The organism is Burkholderia sp. Bp8986 (genome assembly GCF_003854225.1).
Lineage (GTDB): Bacteria > Pseudomonadota > Gammaproteobacteria > Burkholderiales > Burkholderiaceae > Burkholderia.
In genome coordinates, this window is the sequence record NZ_QTQM01000052.1 from 1 (window position 1) to 22,208 (window position 22,208).

A 22,208-nucleotide genomic window follows, 5' to 3' on the forward strand; every position below is an offset into this window, starting at 1 on the left:
TCGCGGCCGACAGCCCGGCCGGGCCGCCGCCGACGATCACGACGTCGTATTCCATCGATTCGCGCGGGCCGTATTGCGCGAGCAAGTCCTGTGTGGTCAAAATCCTGTCTCCTCCTGCGCCCCGACCGTTACGGTCAGAACTGGTCTTCCGTCAACGCGAGCACGCTCTCGTTGCCCTTCGCGCCGACGATCGACGCTTCGAGCCCGCCTGCCTGCACGAGGACGTGTTCCGCATAGCATTGTGCGATCGCGATCTTCGCATCGAAGAACGCCGTGTCGCTCGCGCGGTTCGCGTGCGCCGCCAGCAGCGCACGCGCCATCTGCCATCCGCACAGCACGACGCCCGCCAGCTTCAGGTACGGCACGCTGCCCGCGAACACCGCGTTCGGGTCCTGCTTCACGTTCGCGACCACGTAGTCCACCACCGTCGACAGCGCGCGCGCACCCTTCTCCAGCTGCGCCTTCATCGACGCGGCCGCCGCGCCGTCGACCTTGCCGAGCGCCGCGACGGTGTCGCCGATCTCCGCGATCAGCGCCTTCGCCACCGCGCCGCCATCGCGCATCGTCTTGCGGCCGACCAGGTCGTTCGCCTGGATCGCGGTCGTGCCTTCGTAGATCGCCAGGATCCGCGCGTCGCGGTAGTACTGCGCGGCGCCGGTTTCCTCGATGAAGCCCATCCCGCCGTGCACCTGCACGCCGAGGCTCGCCACGTCGTTCACCATCTCCGTGCTCCAGCCCTTCACGACCGGCACCAGATATTCGTAGATTGCCTGATGACGCGTGCGCGTCGCCTCGTCCGAATGGCGGTGGGCAATGTCGCTGTGCGCGGCTGCGACGTACGCGAGCGCCCGCGCGCCCTCGGTCAGCGCGCGCATCGTGCCGAGCATGCGGCGCACGTCCGGGTGATGGATGATCGTCACCGACTGCTTGGCCGACCCGTCGACCGGGCGGCTCTGCACGCGCTCCTTCGCGAATTCGGCCGCCTTCCGGTAGGCACGGTCGGCCACGCCGATCCCCTGCATCCCGACGCCGAAGCGCGCCGCGTTCATCATGATGAACATGTATTCGAGGCCGCGATTCTCTTCGCCGACCAGGTAGCCGATCGCGCCGCCGTTATCGCCGTACTGCAGCACCGCGGTCGGGCTCGCCTTGATCCCGAGCTTGTGCTCGATCGACACGCAGTGCACGTCGTTGCGCGCGCCGAGCGAGCCGTCTTCGTTGACCAGGAACTTCGGCACGATGAACAGCGAAATGCCCTTCACGCCTTCCGGCGCGTTCGGCGTGCGCGCGAGCACCAGGTGGACGATGTTGTCCGCCATGTCGTGCTCGCCCCACGTGATGAAGATCTTCGTGCCGAACACCTTGTACGTGCCGTCGCCCTGCGGCTCGGCGCGCGAGCGCACCAGCGCCAGGTCCGAACCGGCCTGCGGCTCGGTCAGGTTCATCGTGCCGGTCCATTCACCCGAGATCAGCTTCGGCACGTAGCGCTGCTTCTGTTCGTCGGTGCCGGCCGTCAGCAGCGCCTCGATCGCGCCGTCGGTGAGCAGCGGGCACAGCGCGAACGACAGGTTCGCCGCGTTCAGCATCTCGATGCACGGAGTCGCGATCAGCTTCGGCAGCCCCTGGCCGTCGTATTCGGCCGGATGCTGCAGACCTTGCCAGCCGCCTTCGACGAACTGGCGGAATGCGGCGCCGAAACCCGGCGTCGCGGTCACCACGCCATCCTTCCAGCTGCTCGGGTTGCGGTCGCCCTCGACGTTCAGCGGCGCCAGCACCTCGTCGCAGAATTTCGCGGATTCGTCGAGCACGGCCTGCGCCGTGTCATAGCCGGCGTCCTCGAAACCCGGCAACTGCGCAACGGTGTCGATGCCCGCGAGTTCCTTCAGCACGAACAGCATGTCCTTGACAGGGGCGTTATAGCTCATGGTCGATGTTCCAAATCAGGCGGTGAATGAGGCGCGCGGCCCGGGCGGCTGCGGCAAAACCGGCCAGCGCCAGGCGACGTCGTGGCCCATCGTAATGCCGTGCCGGCGGTTTTCCATTGTCATATCCGGCCCACATGGTGACAAAACCGGCCACGCGATGCGCGGGGCGATGGCGGACACGGGCGTCCGGGGCGGGGCGGTTCGGGTGCCGTTTCCAGCATAAACGATGCGCAATCGGCGTGCCGGCCGGACGGGCCGGGCGGTGGCTCGAACGGCCGGCAAAGCCGAAAACCGGGAGACGATCATGAACATCGCCGAAGGACGCCGGCCTGAGCGCGTGCGACGGCAACCGCGCCGAGCACATGGCGGCCGGCGCCAAATCGGCCGCCCTTTTTCGCTGCCCGGGCCGGCACGTTTCTGCATAGACTTTCGTCTCATCAAGCCAGCGAGCACCGGAGCACAGACCAGCATGAGTGAACGCCCGAAGCACATCGCGGATTTCGTCCGGATCGCCGGCGAACTGTTCCAGTCGGACCGGCTTCCCCCCGCCGCGCGCGCATTCGCGCCGAAAGTATTCGCGCGGCTGCAGACGCCGTCGGACAACGGAACGCGGCTCGCGGAGCGCTACCCCGCCTGCGCCTGGCTCGCCCCGGCGCTCGAGTCGGTCGCGCACGTCAGCCCGACGTTCGCCACGGTTGCACGGCTGATCGGGTCGCTCGAACCCGTGGTCGGATGGTCGCGTCGCACGTCGGGCAAGGACGGCAGCCCCAACTACATCGACGGGCACGCGAACGCGATGATCTGCGGGCCCGGCGGCGCGGAGAGCCGCGACGACATTCAGCTCGGCTTCTCGCTGATGATGCCCGGCGTCAGATATCCGGATCATGGTCACGCGCCGGAGGAAGCGTACGTGCTGTTGACCGCCGGTGAATTCCGGCAGCAGAACGGCGAATGGTTCGATCCCGGTATCGGTGGCGGCATCCACAACCCGCCCGGCGCGCTGCATGCGATGCGCGCCGGCGATACGCCGTTCCTCGCGATATGGTGCCTGCTGAATTGATCCGACGATCGTCACGATGCGCTGACGGGTCCGCCTGCGGTGAGCGCCCGGTCATTGACCTACCGGTCGGTCCGGATTGCTTCAAACCGCTGTTGAACGGTACCCAGGCGTTTCGCGATCGGCCCGATCATGCCGGCATGCGTGTAAGCGAAACGATTCGACGCCTGCCCGAATCTCCAGCTTCCGTGTACGCCGACGAAATCATCCGAAGGAAGGCGAGCCGACCGGGCAACGAGCGGCGAGATCATCGACCGGAAGCCGGCCATGGGAACCGGCGAAGGACGCCGGTCATGGGAGGCCCGTGCAGCCCACAGCGCGGCGGCCGGCTCACGCGGCAGCGCCGCTGCGGCGGAGGCAGCGGTCCGACCGCATCGTCAACCTCCATTCGGTCGACGCGATATCGCCCGCGCGTGGATAAAACGCAACAGCACGGCAGAAGACGCGTTCGACGATTTTGTGTCCTCGATGGCGCCTTTGTTATCGGGCATACTCTATTCGCGCCCAGCGAACGGTCGTTCCATTTTTAATGCGAACCCTCGCGCGAGCCACTAAATACGCACATGATTCTGTTACCTTGACGCACCGGCCCGAGCGCTTCGCGATGGCCATCACCCATCTTTCACACTATGACATTACAGATTGGGGTTCCTCTGGAGACAGCCACCGGCGAACGGCGCGTTGCGACCGTTCCCGAGGTGGTCGAGAAACTGATCAAGCTGGGGTTTTCGGTGGCCGTCCAAAGCGGCGCCGGTGCCGGCGCGAACTTTGACGACGACACGTACCGCGCGGCCGGCGCGAGCATCGCCGCCACGGCGGCCGAGCTCTGGTCCGGCAGCGACATCGTGCTCAAGGTGCGCCCGCCGAGCGCCGACGAAGTCGCGCTGATGCGCGAAGGCGGCACGCTGATCGGCTTCGTGTGGCCCGCGCAGAACCCCGAGCTGATGCAGCAGCTGGCCGCGAAGCGCGCCACCGTGCTGGCGATCGACTCGCTGCCGCGCACGCTGTCGCGCGCGCAGAAGATGGACGCGCTCACGTCGATGGCCGGCATCAGCGGCTATCGCGCGGTGATCGAGGCCGCGCATGCGTTCGGCCGCTTCCTGAACGGCCAGGTCACGGCGGCCGGCAAGATCCCGCCGGCGAAGGTGTTCATCGCCGGCGCCGGGGTGGCCGGTCTGGCCGCGATCGGCACGGCCGCGAGCCTCGGTGCAATCGTGCGCGCGAACGACACGCGCGCCGAGGTCGCCGATCAGGTCAAGTCGCTGGGCGGCGAGTTCGTCAAGGTCGACTACGAAGAGGAAGGCTCGGGCGGCGGCGGCTACGCGAAGGTGATGAGCGAGGGCTTCCAGCAGGCACAGCGCGCGATGTATGCGCAGCAGGCGAAGGACGCCGACATCATCATCACGACCGCGCTGATCCCCGGCAAGCCGGCGCCGAAGCTCATCACCGCCGAGATGGTGCAGTCGATGAAGCCCGGCAGCGTGATCGTCGACATGGCCGCCGAACAGGGCGGCAACTGCGAACTCACGGTGCCCGGCGAAGCCGTGGTGCGCCATGGCGTGACCATCGTCGGCTATACCGATCTCGCGTCGCGCCTGTCGCGGCAGTCGTCGACGCTCTATGCGACCAATCTGCTGCGCGTGATCGAGGAGCTGTGCAAGGCCAAGGACGGCACGATCAACGTCGACTTCGACGACGACGCGATCCGCGGCCTCACCGTCATCAAGGAAGGCAACGTCACGTGGCCGCCGCCGCCGATCAAGCAGGCGGCCGTCGCGCCCAAGCCTGCAGCGGCCGCACCCGCGGCAGTCGCGGCGCCGGCGAAGTCGAAAGGTCATGGCCACAGCGGCGAGCCCATGTCGGCCAAGGCGCTCGCGATCGTGTTCGCGATCGGCGCGCTGGCGTTCCTGCTGGTCGGCCAGTTCGCGCCGGCGAGCTTCCTGTCGCACTTCACGGTGTTCGTGCTCGCGTGCTTCGTCGGCTACATGGTGATCTGGAACGTCACGCCGTCGCTGCACACGCCGCTGATGAGCGTGACCAACGCGATCTCGTCGATCATCGCGATCGGCGCGCTCGTGCAGGTCGCACCGCCCCTCGGTGAGCTGGCCAACGCCGGCGATCGCCCGTCCGGGCTGATCCTCGGTCTCGCGGTCGGCGCGCTCACGCTCACGGCCGTCAACATGTTCGGCGGCTTCGCGGTCACGCGCCGCATGCTGGCGATGTTCCGCAAATAAGGGGACGACAATAATGACTTCCAACCTGACTACCGTCTCCTATATCGGCGCCGCGATCCTGTTCATCCTGAGCCTCGGCGGCCTCGCGAACCCCGAAACCGCGCGCCGCGGCAACCTGCTCGGCATGATCGGCATGCTGATCGCCGTGCTGGCCACCGTGGCCGGGCCGCGCGTGTCGGCCGCGGGCATTCCGTACGTGATCGCCGCACTCGTCGTCGGCGGCGCGGTCGGCCTGTACGCGGCGAAGAAGGTGCAGATGACGCAGATGCCGGAACTGGTCGCGCTGATGCACAGCCTGGTCGGTCTCGCGGCCTGCCTCGTCGGCTTCGCGAGCTACATCGACACGTCGCTGCAGTTCACCGGCGCCGAGAAGGCGATCCACGAAGTGGAAATTTATGTCGGCATCCTGATCGGTGCCGTCACCTTCGCGGGCTCGATCATCGCGTTCGGCAAGCTGTCGGGCAAGATCGGCGGCAAGCCGCTGCTGCTGCCGGCACGGCACTGGCTGAACCTGGCCGCGCTGCTGATCGTGATCTACTACGGCCGCGCGTTCCTGCATGCGGAAAGCATCCAGGACGGCATGCTGCCGCTCGTCGTGATGACCGTGATCTCGCTGCTGTTCGGCGTGCACATGGTGATGGCGATCGGCGGCGCGGACATGCCGGTCGTGGTGTCGATGCTCAACAGCTACTCGGGGTGGGCGGCAGCCGCCACCGGCTTCATGCTCGGCAACGACCTGCTGATCGTGATCGGCGCGCTGGTGGGCTCGTCGGGTGCGATCCTGTCGTACATCATGTGCCGCGCGATGAACCGCAACTTCATCAGCGTGATCGCGGGCGGCTTCGGCAGCGGCGCGGGCGCACCGGCGGCAGCCGGCGGCGGCGCCGCGCTGCCGGCCGGCGAAGCGGTCGCGGTGAGCGCGGCGGAGACGGCCGAACTGCTGCGCGAAGCGAAGCGCGTGATCATCGTGCCCGGCTACGGGATGGCCGTGGCGCAAGCCCAGCACACGGTGTTCGAGCTGACGAAGCTGCTGCGCGAGAAGGGCGTCGACGTGCGTTTCGCGATCCACCCGGTCGCGGGCCGCATGCCGGGGCACATGAACGTGCTGCTGGCCGAAGCGAAGGTGCCGTACGACATCGTGCTGGAGATGGACGAGATCAACGGCGACTTCCCCGAAGCCGACGTGTCGATGGTGATCGGCGCGAACGACATCGTGAACCCGGCCGCGCAGGACGACCCGTCGAGCCCGATCGCCGGCATGCCGGTGCTGGAAGTGTGGAAGGCGAAGACGTCGATCGTGATGAAGCGCAGCATGGCGTCCGGCTATGCGGGCGTCGACAATCCGCTGTTCTACAAGGACAACAACCGCATGTTGTTCGGCGATGCGAAGTCGATGCTCAATGAAATCTTCGGCGCACTGAAAGCCTGAGTACGGCCACGCGCGCGGAGCGGCAGCAAGCCGCTCCGGCGCCGCGTGGCTTCGATACGCCGTCGCGGACGCCGAACCGGACGACGCGCAGCCTCCCCCGCCTGCCCTTTTCCCGTTGCGCCGGTTCAGTCAGCGCTTGTGGACGACGGAGTCGAGCACGAAACTGGTCGTCATGTTTTGCACGCCGTCCAGCGCGCTGATCGTTGCCCAGATGTCGCTGATGCGCTCGTGCGTGGCGGCCTCGATCTGCACCAGCAAATCGACCTCGCCGCTGAGGACCGCGCAATCGCGCACCTCGGCGATCCGCTCCAGTGCGGCGAGCACGTCCGCGCCGCGCATCCGGTCCCGGCGATACACGAGCATCACGGCGCGCACCGGCACGACATCGTCGGGCAACGCGAGCCGCACCGTATAGCCCGCAATGATGTTCAGCGCTTCGAGCCGGTCGATCCGGTTGCGGACCGCCTGCCTGGACAGACCGATCCGGTCGGCCAATACCGCGAGCGGTATCCGCGCATCGGCACACAATGCGTCGATGATCTTCTGGTCCAGGCCGTCGATCTTCATTGGCCGAACCCGGTGTGCGCGGCGCCGCGCGCATCGACCGCGTCGCGCAATGCCGCGATGTGGCCGGGGCCGATTCCGCAACACCCGCCGACGATCCGCGCGCCCAGGCCAAGCCACTGCTCCGCCCATCTTGCATAGCCGGGCGGATCGACGTCGCCGCGCAGGCCGTCGAGTTCCTCGTTCGCGCGCGCATCGGCGCGCTGAGGCGGAAACGCGTTCGCATAGGCGCCGATCGCGAGCGACGTTCCGGTGTTCGCGAGCGTGCGCTGCACCGTCTCGATCGCCGCACCCATCACCTCCGGCTGGCTGCAGTTGAACAGCAGCGCGGTCGCGCGCGCGGACACGGCGGCATCGATCGCTTCGTCGAGCGTCTGTCCCGATCGCAGTACCGGCGTGGTGCCTGCGTCGACGTCGTCACGCAGCGTGAACGAGACCCAGAGCGGCTTCGGATTCGCACCGAGCGCACGCCGGACCGCGCCGATCTCGTCGGTCAGGCTCTGCGTCTCGGCCAGCCACAGGTCGACGTAGGGATCGAGCCCGTCGACGAGCGTCGCCAGGATCGCATCCGCGCGCGCCGCGTCGAACAGGTCGGGTCGGTAGGAACCGCCGGTCGGCGGAAGCGATCCCGCGACGCGCACGGGCCGCGCTGCGCGGTCCGCCGCTTGCCGCGCGAGTTGTCCGGCAAGTGCCGCGAGCGCGACACCGTCGCGACGGAACCGCGCTTCGCCGATATGGAACGGCACGACCGCATAGCTGTTCGCGGTGATCACGTCGGCACCCGCCGCGATGAATGCGTCGTGCGCAAGGCTGACGTAATGCGGCGCTTCCATCAGCGCGAGTGCCGACCATTCCGGCTGCCTGAACGGCGCCCCCATCCGCGCCAGTTCGCGCCCCATGCCGCCGTCAAGTACCGTGATGTCTTGCATAGTCCGTGCTCCGTCGTTGCAATCCGCGCAGCTCGTGCCCGCATCGATTCAAAGGCCGGTGCGACGCGCGTGGGGCGTCGACCGAGCGTGCGCGCGGGTCCGTGTCAGATCTGCGCCAATGCTTGCGCGATATCGCTTTTCAGGTCGTCGATGTGCTCGATGCCGACCGAATAGCGGATGAAATTGAGCGGGATGTCGGCAGCGCGCATCTGCTCCGCCGACATCGTGCCCGCCCACATCGATGCCGTATGGATCGCGAGCGAATCGACGCCGCCGAGATTGCCTGCATTCAGCGGCAGGCGCAGCGCCTCGACGAAGCGCTGCGCTTCGCCGTAGCTTCCCCTCACGCCGAACGCGACCACGCCGCCGAAACCGCGCATCTGCCGGCACGCGAGCCCATGCTGCGGATGGCTGCGCAGGCCCGGATAGAACACGCGCTCGATCTTCGCGTGCGCTTCGAGGAATTCGGCGAGCGCCTGGGCGTTCGCATTGATCCGCTCGACGCGCATCGGCAGCGTGCGCAGCCCGCGCAGCAAGAGCCACGCGTCCATCGGCGACAGCACCGACCCGAGCGTGATGTGCGTATGCCAGATCTGCTCGGCGAGCACGCGGCTCGTGCAGATCACGCCGCCCGTCAGGTCGTGATGGCCGCCCAGATACTTGGTCGCGCTGTGCACGACGATGTCGACACCGAGCCGGTGCGGCTGCTGGTTGATCGGCGACGCGAACGTGTTGTCCGCGAGCGTGAGGATGCCGCGAGCTCTGGCGATCTCGGTCACCGCGGCGATGTCGGTCACGAGCAGCAGCGGATTGACCGGCGACTCGAGCACGATCAGCCGTGTGTTCGGCCGGATCGCGCGATCGAACGCGGCCACGTCGGTCTGGTCGACGAACGTCACCTCGACGCCGAACCGGCGCAGCATGTCGTCGAGCAGCTTCGTGGTGCTCATGTAATGACGCGTCTGGCCGACGACGTGATCGCCGGCCTTCACGACACTGAGGATCGCGGTCGCGATCGCGCCCATGCCGGATGCCGTGACGAGCGCGGTCTCGGTGCCCTCGAGCTCCGCCATGACCGCCTTCACACGCTCGTGAACCGGATTGCCGTAGCGCGTGTAGTTGCGCGGATGCTGCGGCACGCTCGACATCTCCGCGAATTCCTCGCTGCCGGCTGCCCTGAACACCGCCGAATAGTGGATCGCCGGCGCGACCGACTTCTCGTCGGTCACGTCGCGGTCCGCAGCGAGCGCCAGCGTTTCAAGCTTGTATCCCATGTCGTCCTCGGATCGTTCGTTGTGTCGCGTTCATGCGGCGCCCGTCAGGCACGCACGCCGCCCAGATGGCGATTCAGCAGACCTTCGACGCGCTTGAGCACGGTCGAAAGCACCGCCGTGATACCGACGTAGACGATGCCGGCCAGCATCAGCGCGTCGGTCGTATAGGTTTCGATGGAGATGCGTCGCGCGACACCGGTGAGGTCGAGCACGGTGATCGTGCTGGCAAGCGCGGTCGACTTCAGCTGCAGCACGATCTCGTTGCCGAGCGTCGGCGCGACGATGCCGATCGCGCGCGGCACGATCACGAACCAGGTGAGCATGAAGCGGCTCATCCCGAACGCGAGCGCGGCCTCCTTCTCGCCGGCGGGAACGCCTGCGATCCCGCCGCGGATGTCTTCGGCCATGTAGGCCGAGAGATTGAGCGTCAGCGCGCACAACGCACACGAGAACGATCCGCCGACCAGCAGCCACAGAGGCGATGCACGCACGATCGAGAACTGCGCGAGCCCGTAATACAGCACGAAAATCTGCACCAGCAGCGGCGTGCCGCGAAACACCGACATGAACAGCCGGCTCGGTGTCGACAGCCAGCGGCACGCCGACGTACGCGCGACCGCCAGCGGCACCGCGAGCGCGAACGCAAGGGTGCATGACAGCACCAGCAGCTCGAGCGTGATCCAGATGCCGCGCGCGACGTCCGGGCCGGACTGCCCGATGAGGGAAACAAAGTCGTTCATCAGATGGCCCTCCTCAGGTGCGTGTTGCGTAACCGCGGCCCGCGCTGCGCTCGAGCCACGCGAACACGGGGTTTGACGCGGCGAGAAAGCCGAAATAGACGATTCCGACCGCCACGTAGAAGACGAATGGCTGCTTGGTGAACTGCGCGGCGATGTTGGCCTTGCGCAACATGTCCTCGAGCCCGACGATCGACACCAGCGACGTGTCCTTCAGCAGGTTCTGCCACATGTTGTTCAGGCTCGGCAGGCAGATGCGCCACGCCTGCGGCAGCCGCACGTACCACAGCGTCTGCAGGCGTGTCATCCCGTACGCGCGCGCGGCCTCGATCTGTCCGGCCGGCACCGCGCTGAACGCGCCGCGGAACATCTCCGACGAGTACGCGCCGAACACCACGGCGAGCGCGATCACGCCGGCTGAGAACGGGCTGATGACAACGGCGCCATCGAATTGCGCGTTGAGAAAATGCGACAGCCCGAAGTAGCAGATCAACAGGATCAGGAACTCGGGAATGCCGCGCAGGAAATTGGTCAGCGCATAGGTCGCATGCCTGAGCCACCCGAGGCTCGACAGTTTTGCCGACGCACCGGCGATGCCGAGCAGCATGCCGACGCACAGCGCGGCGACCGCCAGCTCCAGCGTGACGAGCGCACCAGCCGCGATCTGCGCGCCGTAGTTCACCAGGATATCCATCGTAATGTCGCTCCGTGTATGGCCGGGACCGCGGGCCGCCGTCCGGCGCCCGCGCGGTCCCGCTGCGCGGTTATTGCGGCGCGATGCTGAACGGGAAATAGCGCTTGTTGGCCGCGGCGAACGTGCCGTCCGCCTGCACCTGCGCGATGCCCTTGTCGAACAGCGCCTTCAGCGGCGCGTCGCCCTTGCGCACCGCGATCGCCGTACCGTCGCCGAAGATCTCCGCATCGGCGATCGGCTTGCCGACGAAGTCGAAGCCTGCCTTCCTGCCGGCCTTCGTCAGCCAGTCGTACGCGACCGTGTTGTCGGCGAATACCGCATCGACGCGCCCGGCCTCGAGATCGAGCCAGGCCTCGTCGAGCGTCTGATAGACCTTCACGTCGATCCCCGACTTGCTCGCCGGCAGGCGGCGGCGCAGATAGGATTCGTGCGTCGAGGCCGTCTGAACGCCGATCGTCTTGCCGCGCAGCGTGGCGGCGTTGTCCGTGATGCCGGAGCCCTGCTTCGCGACGAGCTGCACGGGCGCCGTCGTGACGATGCGCGTGAAGTCCACCGACTGTTCGCGCTCCGGCGTCTTCGACATTTGCGCGAGCACCGCATCGATCTGCTTCGCCTTGAGTGCCGGAATCAGCGCGTCGAAATCCATCGTCACCCACTGGCACTTGACCTTCATCGTGTCGCACATCTTCTTGCCGATGTCGATCTCCATGCCCTGCAGCTTGCCGGAGGCATCCTTGTATTCGAACGGCGCGTAATCGGCGAGCGTGCCGACCCGCACGACCTGCTCGGCCTGCGCGACCGATCCGAGCAATGCCGCGCCCACGCACAGCGACTGAAGCAGCTTTTTCATGGTTTCCTCTCCGGTTGGCATTGAATCCGCATCAAATGATGCTGGACAGAAACTTCTGGAACCGCGGCGATTTCTGGCTCGCGAACACCTCGTCAGGACTGCCGTCTTCCTCGATTCGTCCCTGGTGGACGAACACGACGCGGTTCGCGACCTCGCGCGCGAACCCCATCTCGTGCGTGACGACGAGCATCGTGCGTCCCTCGTCGGCCAGCGAGCGCATCACTTTCAACACTTCGCCGACGAGTTCCGGATCGAGCGCCGACGTCGGCTCGTCGAACAGCATCACGTCGGGGTCGGTCGCGAGCGCACGCGCAATCGCGACGCGCTGCTGCTGGCCGCCCGACAGCTGGTTCGGATAGTGTTCGCACTTGCCGGCGAGCCCGACCCGTTCGAGCATCGCGATCGCCTTGTCGCGGGCGTCGCGCTTCGGCACGCCGAGCACGCGCACCGGCACGAACATCACGTTCTGCAGCACGGTCATGTGCGCCCACAGATTGAACTGCTGGAACACCATTGCGAGCCTGCGGCGCACGCGCATCACCTGCCGCGCGTCGGCCGCGACGAGCGCGCCGTCGCGGCCCGCCTGTTTCAGCGCGAGCGTTTCGCCATTCACGCAGATCCGGCCGCGGTCGGGCATTTCCAGCAGGTTGATGCACCTGAGGAACGTACTCTTGCCCGACCCGCTGCTGCCGAGGATCGACACGACCTCGTGATTCTTCGCGATCAACGAGATGCCCTTGAGCACCTCGACACCGCCGAACGACTTGTGAATATCCTCGACCACCAGCGCGTCCGCCGCCGGTTTGCATGCAGGAATTGCTGCTGGCATCCTCGACTCCTTCCTCGATACGTTGCTCACACCGCTGCGGTTCGCGCCGCGCCGGCCAGTCAGGCGCCGGCGCTTGCGCATCAGCCCGACAGCCGCCGGTTGCGCCTGAAGCAGACCACCTTCGGCTGCGTCATGTCCGTCATCGCGAACCGAACGCCTTCGCGGCCCAGCGACCCATGCTTGAATCCGCCGAACGGCATGCCGTCGAAGCGGTAATCGGACGAATCGTTGATCATCACGCCGCCCGCCTGCAGGCGCTCGGCCGCGCCGAGCGCCACTTCCAGGCGGTTGGTGAACACGCCTGCATGCAGGCAGCTCTCCGACGCGTTGGCCGCGTCGAGCGCCTGCTGCAGGTCGGTGAATTTCTCGATCGTTACGACCGGCGCGAATACCTCGTCGGTCCAGACACGCGCGTCGTGCGGCACATCCGCGAGCACCGTCGGTTCATACAGCGCCCCGCGTCGCCGATGGCCGGTCAGCACCGTCGCACCGCGCGACACGGCTTCGTCGACCCACTGCTCGATGCGGATCGCCTGCTCCTCGCCGATCATCGGCCCCATGTCGGTCGCATCGTCCAGCGGATCGCCAACGACCATCCTGCCCGTCAGTTCGACGAAATACCGCACGAACGGCTCGTACGCGGCCTCGGCGACGAAGATCCGCTGCGTGCCGATGCAGTTCTGTCCCGCCGCCCAGAACGCGCCCGACACGCACGATTCGGCGGCATCCTTCAGGTCGCAGTCGGCCATGACGATCACCGGCGCATTGCCGCCCAGGTCCATCGCGATCTTCTTGAGTCCCGCATCGCGCGTGATGGCCTCGCCGGTCTGCGGGCCACCGGTAAAGGTCACCATCCGGATCCGCCGGTCGCGCACCAGCGCGGACGCGAGATCCGCGCCGCCGTGCACGATCTGCAGCGCGGCGCGCGGCGCACCGGCTTCCCACAGGACCTCGACGAGCGCCTGTGCGGACAGCGGCGCGAGCAACGAGGGCTTCAGGATGACCGCATTGCCGGTCGCGAGCGCCGGCCCGAGCTTGTGTGCGACGAGGTTCAGCGGGTCGTTGAAGGGCGTGATCGCGAGAATCACGCCCAGCGGCTCCAGCGTGTAGTAGCCGCTGCGATCCTCCGAGCCGGGATACCCGTCGAACGGGATCGTCTCGCCGTTGAGTCGTTTCGCTTCCTCGCCCGACAGGCGCAGCGTGTTCACGCAGCGCGCGACTTCCTTGCGGGCCTGCCGCAGCGGCTTGCCCGCCTCCAGCGCGATCGTGCGTGCGAACGTCTCCGCTTGTGCCTCCACGCTCGAGGCCGCGCGAAACAGGAGGTCGGCCCGCTGGCTGCGCGACATGGTTGCGGCCGCGCACGCGCCGTCGAGCGCGCGCTCGACGAGGAGCGGCGCCGCATCGGCTCGCGACAGACGAACCTGGCCGACGATCGAGCCGTCATACGGCGATCGCACATCGGCCACGCCGGCTCCCGTGCAGTCGCTCATCACCGCATCGCGCGCGCTCATGCGGCCACCTCGTGCGAGGCCGCGCCAATCCGGTCCGCCAGTTCGATCAGGTCGGAGAGGATCGCGAACGCCGTTTCCTCGCGCCCGGCACCCGGCCCGCTGATCGTCACGCCACCGAGCACGTCGGTGTCGAACGTGATCGCGTTCGTCACGCCGCTCGCGGCCAGCAGCGGATGGCCGGCCGGCAGCTTGCGCGGCTCGACGCTCGCGCTAACGGTGCCGTCCGGATGGCGGGTGGCGGATCCGATCAACCGCCAGGACATGCGCTCCGCCACCGCCGCGCGCACGTCGTGCTCGGTCAATTCCACGATGCCGCGGCATCTCACGTCGGCGCGCTCGAGGCCGGCATTCCACAGTGCGTTCGCCAGAATGACGACCTTCAGCTGTACGTCCGAGCCGTTGACGTCGGCCGCCGGGTTCGCCTCCGCATAGCCGCGCTGCTGCGCATCCCGGATCGCCGCATCGAAGCTCGCGCCGGCCTCGACCTCGCCGAGCACGTAGTTCGACGTGCCGTTCAGGATGCCGGCGAAGCCGCGGATGTCGCAGCCGCGCAGCGAGGTCGCGAGCTGCCGCAGCACCGGCGTGCCGCTCATTACCGTGCCCTCGTACATCACGCGCGCCCCCGATTGCGCGGCGATCCGCGCCAGTGCCGGCTGCGCGAGCGCGATCGGCCCCTTGTTGGTCGTGATCACGTGCTTGCCGCATTCGAGCGCGGTACGGCAATGCGACAGCGCGGGCTCACCGGTGTTCGGATCGGTGAAGGTCGCCTCGATGACGACGTCCACGTGCTCCGACGCGATGGCCTTCAGCACCGCACCGAGGCCGACGTCCGGCGACACCAGCGTGCCGGGATCGCGACGCAGCGCTTCGGCATCGACGCCCCGCCGGGCGGTTTCGTCGAGGACGTCCAGCGCGATACCGCGAGGATTCGTCGCGATCCCGAGCCGCAGGTCGGCGACCATCGTCACCGATACGTCGAGTCCCGCCGCACCCAGCATCGCGCGCTTCTTCTTGAGCAGTTCGACCAGTCCCTGATTGACTCCGCCGAAACCGACCAGTGCCAGTTTGAGTTCCATCTCGATCATCTCCTGTTCATTGACCACACGACACAGGTTAGTTATGCGAATCGATTTTCAAATTATGCGTTTCGCCCGATTCAAGCCGTCACCCGTTGCGATTCGTCATGCGGGACGGACGGATCGCCCGTCCCGCGCGAAACCAGTCCGTCAGGCGGCCGGCGGTTCGTCGTCGCCGTCCTTGTCGACCGGCACGAACAGCCCGACCTTGACCGCACTCAGCACGACATTCGTGTTGATCCGGCGGATCATCGGATTGCTCTGCATGATCCGCGCGGACAGCCGGTCGTACGCCTCGACGTCGCGTGCGGTGATGATCGCGATCAGGTCGGCGGAGCCGGTCACGTAGTAGATCTGCTGGATCTCGTCGTGCGCCTTCGACCACTCGCGGAACCTGGCGACCGTCTCGTAGTTTTCGCGTTCGATCTCGATTGCCGCGATGAACGTCATCGGCCGGCCGACCGCCGCGCGATCGACCACCGCGATTTCCGCCGAAATGATCTTTTCGGTGCGCATGCGCTTCAGCCGCTTTTGCACGGCCGACGTGGACAGGCCGATCCGTTCGGCAATGGCATCCGCGGTCGCGCTGCAATCACGCTGGACGATATTCAGGATCTTGCGGTCGAAGGAGTCGAGTGCGTCGGTCATCGCGTGGTTTGCCGGAGAACGGGGGCTTGCGTCAAAGATAGAAAGGGCGGGCCGACCTGAGCCCGACCAGATGCCGGACACGGTCGAACGCGGTGACGAGCGTTTCGCGCCACTGCGCCGCCGGCCCGCAGATACATACGGGCGCGAAATGGATCGTATCCACACCCGCGGGAATTCGGAACGGACGTTCGATGCCATCGTCCGATTCGGTCACGAGCGCGGTGCCGTCGACTTCGGTCAGGCTCATCAGCAGATGGGCGGGTGCAGTCGCACCCAGCAGGTCGCGCAGAGGCGACTCGTTCGCGGACAACTGTTCGAGCAGCGGCAACTCGTACGCGCCGGGCCACCAGGTGTCGTGCTCGTCGAGCCACGGGCCGACGCCCGGCATGCCGACCATCTCGAGGATCCGGTTCGCACCGAGATGCGCGTAGGCGCGACACCGGCCGGCTCCGTCGGTCGACGAGCGCGCCAGCCAGCCGCCGGCGCTCGGGACAGGGTCCGTCAACGCGACGTTCGCGGGCTTCAGTCGGCCGAGCGTTTCAGCCGTGCCTGCGACGGATCGGTGCCCTTCGCAGGACCTCGGTGCATGATCCGGCACGATCCTGCACACCCATTTGGGACCACCCTGCAAGGCGGCGGGGACGTCGCCGGCCCGGACTTGAGCGGCTCGCCTGCGGGCGTGTTCGACGATGACGATTGGCGTGTCCGGCATACGACTCTCTTGTGCTTGCTGGGCCGCGTCGCAGCGATGCTGGCGCGCTTCATGGATCGGCCGACGGTGTTGGGGCTGGAGAAATCATATCGCCTCGATGCGACTGAAAAAATCTCAACCGCGCCGAACCTCGACGTAAAACGTCGAAAAACACGCCTTGCCGGACGTTTCGCATCCAATCGAGCGCCAGCCGGTCCGCCGGCCATCACGACCGCCGAACCCGCAAGTCAATGCGATGCACCGAACAGCTGAATCACGACGCCGCGCAGCCAGCGGTTGCCGGCCTCATGGTGATATCGCGCATGCCAATGCTGCCGTACCGCGAACCCGTCGACCGGGATCGGACACGCATGAACCGCCAGATCGCTCGCCTGCGCCAGGGTCTGGCCGATATGACGCGGTAGCGTCGTGATCAGGTCGGTCGTCTGGACGATCGCCCCCAAGCCCAGGAAACCCGGCAACTCCAGCACGACGTCCCGCTCGATGCGCGCCTGCCGCAGCGCCTGTTCGAGGAGTTGCGCCCCGGTTCCCGCGGTAATGGCGACATGTCCTTCGGAACGATACTGCCTTGCCCCGAGGCGGCCGCGAATCCGCGGATGATGCCGGTTGGCCAGGCATACCCAGTCCTGGTCGTACAGCTTCTGCTGATAAATGCCGCCACCCAGCCACGGCACATAGCCGATCGCGAGATCGGCTTCGCCGGATTCGAGCGCGCGTTCCGTATTGCCGTCGATCCGCGCGGCTTCCAGCCGGACGCCGGGCGCCTGCGCCCGGACATGGGCCAGCAGCCTCGGAAGCAGCGTGATGTGGCTCGCGTCGGTCATGCAGATGCGAAAGCGTCGCTGGGCCGTCGCCGGATCGAACGCGATCTCCCATGCGGTGAAGCGCCGCAGGGATTCGAGAATTTCCCGGCATGGCCCGATCAGCGCGTCGGCTTGCGGCGTGGGCGCCATGCCGCCGGGTGTCCGGATGAAGAGCGGATCGTGCAGGTGTTCCCGCAAGTGCCCGAGCCAGATGCTGACCGTCGGCTGGCTCTGGCCCAGTTGCTCGGCGACGCGCGTGACGCTGCGCACGTCGTACAGGAGATCGAAAAGCTGAAGCAGCTTCAGGTCGGGCAGGTCGGCAGGCATCGTGGCGTTATTGTCCAGGGCAATGACGACATTGTATCCATTGCATTGTCGGCATGAGCGGCGACTCCTATCGTGATGCCATACGTCAGCTTTGCATGGGACCAGAGTAAGGCGCCAAAGCGCGAACTCTGGTCGACAAAGGAGAAGCCATTGAAAATAGCAATTCTGGGCGCCGGCGCACTCGGCTGCGCGATCGGCGCCACCCTCACCCAAGGCGGCCACGAGACCTGGCTGATCGACCGCTCGCCGGCACACGTCGATGCGATGCGCCGTGACGGCCTGCGCGTCGACGACGCGGGCGGCACCCGCCACGTACGCGTCCACGCGACGACCCAGGCTGCCGATGTCGGCGTGGCCGACCTGGTGGTGGTGCTGGTCAAGTCGTTCCACACCGACGCGGCCATCCGCGGCGCCCAATCGCTGGTGGGGCCGGATACCACCGTGCTGTCGCTGCAGAACGGCCTCGGACACGAAGACATCCTGATCGACGTCGTCGGCCGCGAGCGCGTCCTCGCGGGCAAGACCTACGTCGGTGGCGTGCTGCGCGGCGCGGGCCACATCGAATCCGGCGTGATCGGCAAATACACCTATATCGGCGAGCTCGACGGCCGCATCACGCCGCGCGTTCAGGCGATCGCCGCCGCGTTCGATGCCGCCGGCCTCGCCACGACGATCAGCGACAACATCGTCGGCACGATGTGGGACAAGCTGCTGGTGAACGTCGCGACGGGTGCGCTGACCGGCCTGACCGGCCTCACCTACGGGCAGCTTTACGACGAACCGCTGCTGAAGGCGACGTCGCTCGCGGCCGTCGCCGAGGCGATCGCGGCGGCGCAGGCGGCCGGCGTCAAGCTGTCGATGACCGATCCCGAGCAGGCCTGGACGCTCGCCGCCGAGGGGCTGCCCGCGTCCTTCAAGACGTCGATGCTGCAAAGCCTGGAGAAGGGCTCGATCACCGAAATCGATTTCATCAACGGTTCGGTGGTGCGCTGGGGGCAGCGCTACGGCGTGCCGACCCCCGTCAATGCAACGCTCGTCGCCTGCATCAAGGGGCTGGAACGCGCGATGGCCGACCGCCAACGGCAGGAGGCCGCCGCATGAATGCCACGAAAGCCTATCTCGAACACGTCGCGATCTGGGTCAAGGACATCCGCTGGCACATCCGCTTCTTCGAGGACGTGCTCGGCATGACCCTGCGCGAAGTGGACGGCACGCTCGACGCGCCGCGGCAGTACTGGACGCTCGGCGGCCTGCAGTTCATCCACGCGCCGGAACACGATGGCCCGGAAGGCCGGCTCGCGCATCTCGGCGTGATGTGCGAAGACCTGGAGGCCGCGCTGGCCGCGGCGCAACGCTTCGGCGTGACGGAGATGCCGCAAGGGCGCAACTGGCTTCGCCTGCCCGACGGGCTCGCCGTCGAGCTGATCCAGGCCAGGCCGGCTTCCTGCGTTGCGCAGGCGCTGGCGATCAACCCGCGCGCGGAGGCATGACCATGACGATCGTCGAAAAATACTGGGACGACGCCCGCGAGGGCGACACGTGCACGAGCCCGAGCTACACCGTGACCAAGGAGCGCATTCTCGCGTACGCCGACCTCACCGGCGACCATACGCCCGTCCACGTGGACGAGGAATACGCGAACGCGAGCCATTTCGGCTGCCTCGTCGCGCACGGGCTGTTCGGCCTGTCCATCGCCGACGGCCTGAAGACGCAGAGCGACTATCGCTTTCTGCCGGGCATGTCGCTCGGCTGGAGCTGGGATTTCCTGCTGCCGATCAAGGTCGGCGACGTGCTGCACGTGACGTTCCGCGTCGGCTCGATGCGGGCGAGCAAGAGTCGCCCGGACTGGGGCATCGTCGTGCTGCCGTCGGAGCTGATCAATCAGGACGGTCAGGTCGTTCAACGCGGCGAGCATCGCCTGATGGTGCCGCGCCGCCCGGAGGCACTGTGATGCAGGCTCGCCCACTCGAAGGCATTCGCGTCGTCGACTACAGCCACTTCCTTGCCGGGCCGTACGTCGGGCGCTGTCTCGCGGCGCTCGGCGCCGAAGTCATCAAGGTCGAGCGCCCCGGCTCGGGCGACGCGGGACGCCAGCACGCGACCGTGCTCGACGGCCAGCAAAGCGGCTACTTCCTGCAGCTCAACATGGGCAAGCGCGGCGTGAGCGTCAACATGAAGGATGCGCGCGGCAAGGCGTTCATGCAGCGGCTGTGCGACTCGGCCGACGTGTTCATCGAGAACTATCGGCCGGGCGCGCTGGACAAGCTCGGGCTCGGCTATGCCGAACTGTCCGCGCGCAATCCGGGCCTCGTCTACTGTTCGATTTCGGCGTACGGGCACACCGGTCCGGACGCGCATCGCGCGGGCTTCGGGCTGATCGCGGAAGCCAAGAGCGGCATCATGCAGATGGTCGGCACGCCCGGCGAGCGGCCGCCGCTGCTGCGCATCTCGCTCGGCGACATGTATACCGGCATTCATGCGGTCGCGGCCATCAACGCCGCGCTGCTCGGGCGCGTGAAGAGCGGCCGCGGGCAACACATCGACATGGCGCTGTACGACACGCTGGTATCGATGCACGAATACGCGGTGCAGTGCTACACGCTGCAGGGCGTGCTGCCCGAGCAGACCGGGCACGACATGCCGACCTCGACCCTCTACGGCGTATTCCGCGCCGCGGACGGCGATCTCGTGATCGCCGCGCAGGTCGACGATGCGTGGAAACGCTTCGCCGAGCTGATCGCGACGCACGGCGGCCCGGCGGAGTTCGGCGCCGACACGCGGTTTCACGACAGCACCGGGCGCAACGCGCACCGCGCGGAGATTCTGTCGGTGGTCGAGCCGTGGGTGGCCGCGCATTCCGTCGCGTCGGTACTGGAACTGCTCGACGGCATCGACGTTCCGTGCGCGAAGGTGCAGCGCATCGACGAGGTATTGAACGATCCGCAGATCCAGGCGCGAGGCATGGTCGTCGAGCAACAGCATCCGCGCTACGGGACGCTGCGCCTGCCCAACCTGCCGTTCCGGTTTTCCGATTGCGATACGACGATACGCGACGTCGCGCCCGATCTCGGGCAGCACAACGCGGAAGTCGCGCGCGCCCTCGGGTTCGATGCGGCCGAAATCGACGCGATGCAGGCCGACGGCGTCCTCTATTCAAAAGCGAGCCAATGATGACCGACCAGTACGCGGTGATCGGCAATCCGATCGGGCACACGAAATCCCCATTGATCCACGGCCTCTTCGCGCAGGAAACGCGGCAGGACCTCAGCTATACGGCGATCGAGGGGCCCGTCGAGCCGGCAGGCGCTTTCGCTGCCACGGTCCGTGCGTTTTTCGACGGCGGCGGCAAGGGCATCAACGTCACCGCGCCGTTCAAGCTCGACGCGTTCGCGATGTCGGACGAACGCAGCGAGCGGGCGCAGCTCGCGGGCGCGGCCAACGCGCTCAAGTTCGACGGCGGCCGCATCCTGGCCGACAACTTCGACGGCATCGGCCTGGTTCGCGATATCGAGGCGAACCTCAGGCTGCCGATGGCCGGCAAGCGTGTCCTGGTGCTCGGTGCGGGCGGCGCGGCACGCGGCGCGCTGTTGCCGTTCCTCGAAGCCGGACCGGCTGAACTGGTCATCGCGAATCGCGACGTCGACAAGGCGCGCGCATTGGTCGCGCAGGTCGCCGGACGCGGTCCGCTCGTTGCCGGCGGCTACGCGGACCTCGCACGGATGGGGCGTTTCGACCTGGTCGTCAACGCGACGTCGGCGAGCCTGACCGGCGACCTGCCGCCGGTCCCGCCGAGCGTGTTCAGTCCGGCCGGCACGGCCTACGAACTTGCCTACGGCAAGCGTCTGACGCCGTTTCTCCGGCTCGCGAAAAACGCCGGCGTACACGGCATTGCGGACGGCGTCGGCATGCTGGTCGAACAGGCAGCCGAAGCGTTCGCGTGGTGGCGCGGCGTACGCCCCGAGACCAGCTCGGTGATCGATCGGCTGGCCGTGCCCTTTGATTGAACACGCGATGGAGATTCGCATGAAGAAGATCCTGATGCTGCATGGCATCAATCACAACATGTTCGGCAAGCGCGACCCGGCACAGTACGGGACGATCACGCTCGCGCAGATCGATGCGCGGCTGCAAGGGCTGGCGAGCGAACTGGGTGTACAGGTGGAATCGTTCCAGACGAACAGCGAAGGCGCGATGTGCGAGCGCATTCATCGCGCCTTCGAGGAACGCCAGGATGCGGTGCTGATCAACGCCGGGGCATGGACGCATTACAGCTACGGCATTCGCGATGCCCTCGCCATCCTCACGTGCCCGATCGTCGAACTGCACATGTCCAACATTCATGCGCGCGAGCCGTTCCGGCATCACTCCGTGCTGGCTGAAATCGTCAGCGGGCAGATTTGCGGTTTCGGAGTCCAGAGCTATCTGCTGGCGCTGCGGGCCGCGGTCTCGGCGCTCGGCGACGCATAGGCCGATTCCCGCATCGGCCGCCGATGCGGGACCGACGCCCATGCGCAACCGTTCGCGGGTACACGGCGTGGCGCACCGCGCTGGTTCGCCGTGCGACGGATCGACGGGCCCCGGTCAGGTCACACACCGGAGTCGCCACATC

23 protein-coding genes are annotated in these 22,208 nt (G+C 67.0%); 10 read left to right on the forward strand and 13 right to left on the reverse strand.

The window, feature by feature from the left end; all coding sequences use genetic code 11:
- Positions 1 to 134: 134 nt before the first annotated feature.
- Positions 135 to 1,925, reverse strand: a complete 1,791-nt coding sequence (locus DID99_RS31645) for an acyl-CoA dehydrogenase (protein WP_124523945.1) — start codon at positions 1,923 to 1,925, stop codon at positions 135 to 137.
- Between the two features lie 469 nt (positions 1,926 to 2,394).
- Between DID99_RS31645 and DID99_RS31650 the strand changes: the two genes are divergently transcribed.
- The 3 genes from DID99_RS31650 to pntB all read left to right on the forward strand — a co-directional run bounded on the left by DID99_RS31650 (position 2,395) and on the right by pntB (position 6,645).
- Positions 2,395 to 2,985: a dimethylsulfonioproprionate lyase family protein gene (locus DID99_RS31650; protein ID WP_124489170.1), complete on the forward strand. Its 591-nt coding sequence runs from the start codon at positions 2,395 to 2,397 to the stop codon at positions 2,983 to 2,985.
- Between the two features lie 626 nt (positions 2,986 to 3,611).
- Positions 3,612 to 5,216: a Re/Si-specific NAD(P)(+) transhydrogenase subunit alpha gene (locus DID99_RS31655; RefSeq protein WP_124668284.1), complete on the forward strand. Its 1,605-nt coding sequence runs from the start codon at positions 3,612 to 3,614 to the stop codon at positions 5,214 to 5,216.
- A 13-nt stretch (positions 5,217 to 5,229) separates the two neighbouring features.
- Positions 5,230 to 6,645, forward strand: coding sequence for a Re/Si-specific NAD(P)(+) transhydrogenase subunit beta (pntB, locus tag DID99_RS31660; RefSeq protein ID WP_124523942.1), 1,416 nt, complete (start codon positions 5,230 to 5,232; stop codon positions 6,643 to 6,645).
- Positions 6,646 to 6,774: 129 nt separating this feature from the next.
- On the opposite strand, the gene DID99_RS31665 is transcribed toward pntB, so the two are convergent.
- The 11 genes from DID99_RS31665 to DID99_RS31715 form a co-directional block, all read right to left on the reverse strand.
- A complete protein-coding gene (locus DID99_RS31665) occupies positions 6,775 to 7,212 on the reverse strand; it encodes an Lrp/AsnC family transcriptional regulator (RefSeq protein WP_044848460.1) in 438 nt (145 codons plus the stop codon).
- The gene (locus DID99_RS31670; protein WP_124668285.1) at positions 7,209 to 8,138 is read right to left on the reverse strand and encodes a homocysteine S-methyltransferase family protein; all 930 of its coding nucleotides are present in this window, start codon (positions 8,136 to 8,138) and stop codon (positions 7,209 to 7,211) included. The genes DID99_RS31665 and DID99_RS31670 overlap by 4 nt, the downstream gene beginning before the upstream one ends.
- 104 nt (positions 8,139 to 8,242) lie before the next feature.
- A complete protein-coding gene (locus DID99_RS31675) occupies positions 8,243 to 9,412 on the reverse strand; it encodes a PLP-dependent aspartate aminotransferase family protein (protein ID WP_124668286.1) in 1,170 nt (389 codons plus the stop codon).
- A gap of 44 nt (positions 9,413 to 9,456) precedes the next feature.
- A complete protein-coding gene (locus tag DID99_RS31680) occupies positions 9,457 to 10,152 on the reverse strand; it encodes an ABC transporter permease (RefSeq protein WP_124668287.1) in 696 nt (231 codons plus the stop codon).
- A gap of 13 nt (positions 10,153 to 10,165) precedes the next feature.
- On the reverse strand, positions 10,166 to 10,843 hold the full coding sequence (locus DID99_RS31685) for an ABC transporter permease (protein ID WP_124668288.1): 678 nt from the start codon (positions 10,841 to 10,843) through the stop codon (positions 10,166 to 10,168).
- A 70-nt stretch (positions 10,844 to 10,913) separates the two neighbouring features.
- A complete protein-coding gene (locus DID99_RS31690) occupies positions 10,914 to 11,693 on the reverse strand; it encodes a transporter substrate-binding domain-containing protein (protein ID WP_124489178.1) in 780 nt (259 codons plus the stop codon).
- A 31-nt stretch (positions 11,694 to 11,724) separates the two neighbouring features.
- Complete coding sequence (locus tag DID99_RS31695) at positions 11,725 to 12,522, reverse strand: ABC transporter ATP-binding protein (RefSeq protein WP_124668289.1); 798 nt, start codon at positions 12,520 to 12,522, stop codon at positions 11,725 to 11,727.
- Positions 12,523 to 12,602: 80 nt separating this feature from the next.
- Complete coding sequence (locus DID99_RS31700; protein ID WP_124668290.1) at positions 12,603 to 14,033, reverse strand: aldehyde dehydrogenase family protein; 1,431 nt, start codon at positions 14,031 to 14,033, stop codon at positions 12,603 to 12,605.
- Positions 14,030 to 15,109, reverse strand: coding sequence for a homoserine dehydrogenase (locus DID99_RS31705; protein WP_124668291.1), 1,080 nt, complete (start codon positions 15,107 to 15,109; stop codon positions 14,030 to 14,032). The genes DID99_RS31700 and DID99_RS31705 overlap by 4 nt, the downstream gene beginning before the upstream one ends.
- Before the next feature lie 150 nt (positions 15,110 to 15,259).
- Positions 15,260 to 15,757: an Lrp/AsnC family transcriptional regulator gene (locus DID99_RS31710; RefSeq protein ID WP_044848452.1), complete on the reverse strand. Its 498-nt coding sequence runs from the start codon at positions 15,755 to 15,757 to the stop codon at positions 15,260 to 15,262.
- A gap of 31 nt (positions 15,758 to 15,788) precedes the next feature.
- On the reverse strand, positions 15,789 to 16,262 hold the full coding sequence (locus DID99_RS31715; protein WP_257774851.1) for a hypothetical protein: 474 nt from the start codon (positions 16,260 to 16,262) through the stop codon (positions 15,789 to 15,791).
- Between the two features lie 81 nt (positions 16,263 to 16,343).
- Between DID99_RS31715 and DID99_RS38040 the strand changes: the two genes are divergently transcribed.
- Positions 16,344 to 16,721 (forward strand): hypothetical protein, encoded by a 378-nt coding sequence (locus DID99_RS38040; protein ID WP_260444741.1) that lies wholly within the window; start codon positions 16,344 to 16,346, stop codon positions 16,719 to 16,721.
- Here DID99_RS38040 and DID99_RS31720 read toward each other — a convergent pair.
- Positions 16,697 to 17,617, reverse strand: a complete 921-nt coding sequence (locus tag DID99_RS31720; RefSeq protein WP_124668312.1) for a LysR family transcriptional regulator — start codon at positions 17,615 to 17,617, stop codon at positions 16,697 to 16,699. The genes DID99_RS38040 and DID99_RS31720 overlap by 25 nt on opposite strands.
- Positions 17,618 to 17,749: 132 nt before the next feature.
- Between DID99_RS31720 and DID99_RS31725 the strand changes: the two genes are divergently transcribed.
- Genes DID99_RS31725 through aroQ form a run of 6 tightly spaced genes read left to right on the forward strand, consistent with a single transcriptional unit; the run spans position 17,750 to position 22,066 of the window.
- A complete protein-coding gene (locus DID99_RS31725) occupies positions 17,750 to 18,700 on the forward strand; it encodes a ketopantoate reductase family protein (protein WP_124489184.1) in 951 nt (316 codons plus the stop codon).
- A complete protein-coding gene (locus tag DID99_RS31730; RefSeq protein ID WP_044848449.1) occupies positions 18,697 to 19,089 on the forward strand; it encodes a VOC family protein in 393 nt (130 codons plus the stop codon). Before DID99_RS31725 ends, DID99_RS31730 begins: the two co-directional genes overlap by 4 nt.
- Before the next feature lie 2 nt (positions 19,090 to 19,091).
- On the forward strand, positions 19,092 to 19,550 hold the full coding sequence (locus DID99_RS31735) for a MaoC family dehydratase (protein WP_044848448.1): 459 nt from the start codon (positions 19,092 to 19,094) through the stop codon (positions 19,548 to 19,550).
- Positions 19,550 to 20,770 carry a CaiB/BaiF CoA-transferase family protein gene (locus DID99_RS31740; protein ID WP_124668293.1) on the forward strand — a complete coding sequence of 407 codons (1,221 nt, stop codon included), beginning with the start codon at positions 19,550 to 19,552 and terminating at the stop codon, positions 20,768 to 20,770. The genes DID99_RS31735 and DID99_RS31740 overlap by 1 nt, the downstream gene beginning before the upstream one ends.
- Positions 20,770 to 21,603, forward strand: coding sequence for a shikimate dehydrogenase (aroE, locus tag DID99_RS31745; RefSeq protein ID WP_124523946.1), 834 nt, complete (start codon positions 20,770 to 20,772; stop codon positions 21,601 to 21,603). Before DID99_RS31740 ends, aroE begins: the two co-directional genes overlap by 1 nt.
- 19 nt (positions 21,604 to 21,622) lie before the next feature.
- On the forward strand, positions 21,623 to 22,066 hold the full coding sequence (gene aroQ, locus DID99_RS31750) for a type II 3-dehydroquinate dehydratase (protein ID WP_044848489.1): 444 nt from the start codon (positions 21,623 to 21,625) through the stop codon (positions 22,064 to 22,066).
- Positions 22,067 to 22,208: the final 142 nt, after the last annotated feature.